The sequence below is a fragment of the Moorena sp. SIO2C4 genome (assembly GCF_010672485.1).
Taxonomy (GTDB): Bacteria; Cyanobacteriota; Cyanobacteriia; order Cyanobacteriales; family Coleofasciculaceae; genus Moorena; species Moorena producens.
In genome coordinates, this window is sequence record NZ_JAAHGN010000970.1 from 1 (window position 1) to 2,921 (window position 2,921).

General features: G+C 44.6%; 2 protein-coding genes. Both read left to right on the forward strand.

The window, feature by feature from the left end; genetic code table 11:
* The first annotated feature begins 62 nt into the window (after window positions 1–62).
* On the forward strand, window positions 63–230 hold the full coding sequence (locus F6K20_RS32225; protein ID WP_154659631.1) for a hypothetical protein: 168 nt from the start codon (window positions 63–65) through the stop codon (window positions 228–230).
* A 40-nt stretch (window positions 231–270) separates the two neighbouring features.
* Window positions 271–2,628, forward strand: a complete 2,358-nt coding sequence (locus F6K20_RS32230) for an NACHT domain-containing protein (RefSeq protein ID WP_008177669.1) — start codon at window positions 271–273, stop codon at window positions 2,626–2,628.
* Window positions 2,629–2,921 lie beyond the last annotated feature (293 nt).

A 2,921-nucleotide genomic window follows, 5' to 3' on the forward strand; every position in this document is an offset into this window, starting at 1 on the left:
TCCAGAAGAGGGGGAGAGGGGTCTGAGACCGGAAGTGGAGGAAGAGAAGTAAGAATCTCACCATGGGTTCTTTTTCACAAATGATTGAGGATTTCTATATACTTCTGACCCCATCACCTGATCACGTCATCACCCCATCACCCCATCACCCCATCACCCCCTCTGATCAAAAATTTCCCATTGTGATCCGTTCGTTGTGGCTCTTGACCTATTTTTCGGGAAATCTATAGGTGAGTGTCGAAAGATTTTTCAGTAAATTAAGCTTGAGCTATGGCAAAGCGATCTCTCCAGGCATCTCCAGACGGCATCAGAAAAGCCAAACAGGCTTTTGAACGCAAGGGATGGACACAAGAATATTTTGCGGGTGAAATCGGCATAGAAACTCGCCAACCGATTTGGAAGTTTTTTGCCGGTAAACCCGTTGACCGCCGCGTTTTTAGCGAAATCTGCTTTCATCTGGATTTGGAGATGGAAGAGATTGTCGCTATACCAGAAGATGCTCAGATAGATGCAGAACAGAAAGCAGCTGAGGACAAAAGTAGAGTTGATGCCATCGTCACCAAAGTGCGATCGCACTACCATGACAAAATTCAAAATCAGTGTGGCACTCTGCGCCTATTAGATATTGCTCGACCGGTGAGTTTAGATCACATCTACGTAGATGTGAATATTCTCGAAGAAATCACTAGTCAACGATGGTTGGAAATTGAGGATTTGCAAGGCTTCCCACCGGAGGAATTTGACCGCTTGGGTATAGGCAAAGTGCGCCGGGAAAGCATACCAGGAGTGCAAGCGGTAGAACGCTATCCTAAAATGATGGTGCTAGGTAAACCTGGCTCTGGGAAAACCACCTTTTTGCAATATCTGGCTATTCAGTGCAATCAAGGAAATTTTCAATCGGATCGGGTTCCGATTTTGATTCGATTGAAAAACTTTGCCGAGGATGCTATGATCGAATGTAGTTTCAGCCTATTTAACTACATTAATCAAGAGTTCCAAAGTTGTGGTATTTCAGAACAAGATATTGAAACTATCCTCAGCTATGGCAGAGGCTTGATCTTAATGGATGGCTTGGATGAAGTCCCGGAAACTGCCAGTAATCAAGTTATTCAACAAATCCGCAAGATTTCAGAAAAGTATTACAAAAATCAGCTGATCATCACATGTCGTATTGCAGCTCAACAGTATCGATTTCGGGGATTTACTGAGGTTGAGATTGCTGACTTCAAACCAGCACAAATTCAACACTTTGCTAAAAAGTGGTTTGTGGCGATAGCAAGGAATGACCCAGAATCAGGTTTGGAGAAAGCATCTCTGTTTATCGAGCAGATGAAGCTGCCAGAAAATCAGCAAATTAGAGAACTAGCAACAACACCAGTCTTGCTGAATCTAGCCTGTCTGGTGTTTCAAACCAAAGCTGACTTTCCTGTTAAACGCTCTGATCTTTACCAGCAAGGACTAGACTTACTACTGATTCGCTGGGATGAAGCCCGGGGTGTTAAGCGAGATGATATTTATCGTAATTTATCCTTGCCCCACAAGCTAGAATTACTTTCTCAATTAGCAGTTATCACCTTTGAGCAAGGGGAGTATTTCTTTGAAGAAATTCGGCTGCAACAATTAATTGCTGATTATTTACGGAAATTACCAGCAACTCAAAGCAACCAGGCAGCTTTAGAATTAGATAGCTTAGCAGTACTCAAATCTATCGAGGTGCAGCATGGACTATTGGTAGAGCGGGCACGACGAATTTACTCATTCTCTCATCTGACATTTCAAGAGTATTTTACCGCCAGAGCGATTGTGATCGGCAATGGGATGTCTTTGTTACAGCTAGTCGAACACCTACAGGAGAAACGTTGGCGGGAAGTATTTTTACTCACAGCACAAATGTTGCCAGATGCTGATCAGCTATTGTTGCTGATCAAGCAACAGGTTAATCGGTTAGTCTGTGCAGAAATGGTGTTTGACTCAGTCAAACAGACACCAGGCGTTATGGCTTTAGATGATACCTTGAGCAAGTTCTTGAACTGGATCGAGATCAAATCCCTCGACATCGATACTCCCTACAAGCCAGCAGCAGTGCGTGCCTTTTACATGACCCTTGCCCTTCCTCCTAACCATCCTCTTTCCCGGAATCAAGCCTTAGCTTTGGCTATTGATCACAGACTAGGAGGGGAGTTGGGTAGTGAACTTGCCCTAGATTTAGCTTTAGATCATGCTTTAGCTGTTGCCCAAGCTATGACACCAGAACTAGTTTACGACCGACTCAGTGCTCTTTACCTTGCCCTTGACTTGAATCACCTGACTGGGATTGAGTCTATAGGAGACTATCTAGAGAAGCTTAAAAATCAGCTACCTGACCTAGATGATGACGACCGAGATAGTATTCAACAATGGTGGCAAAGTCATGGTCCGGAATGGTTATCACAATTAAGGGCTTTGATGATTGAGCATCGTAATATGGGTCACCAATGGGATTTGAGCAAGACATCCCAAGATTGGTTAGAGCAGTATAGTCGTGCTAATCACTTGCTAGTAGAGTGCCTCAATAGTAATTGTCAGCTGAGTCTGACGGTGCGCAAAGAAATAGAAGATACGTTGTTTTTGCCGCTGTGCCACTCGTAATTGATCCCTCACGGTCGATGTTGACCTGAAGGGGTGAAAAGTAGCTTCTCACCCCTTCACCCTTTAACCTACCGTAAACCGAATCGCCTTGGGCGAACAACCTTGGCCTTGGCCTTGGCCAAAAGGCCACGCTACGCGAACAAGCCCTAACCCTTAAACCGTTTTGACCCGTGCTACGGTGAGAATGTCGTAAGGCTTACTTACCTAAATGGAGCAATAAGGCTCACACCATAACGCTAGTTTGGTGTTGGGACGGGGCTTTCAAGGTGCTGAACTAAATTCCGCACACAGCC

Bases quoted from the DNA above. Each gene is read 5' to 3' on its own strand.
- F6K20_RS32225 (WP_154659631.1), top strand. From the start codon at position 63: ATGGGTTCTTTTTCACAAATGATTGAGGATTTCTATATACTTCTGACC.
- F6K20_RS32230 (WP_008177669.1), top strand. From the start codon at position 271: ATGGCAAAGCGATCTCTCCAGGCATCTCCAGACGGCATCAGAAAAGCC.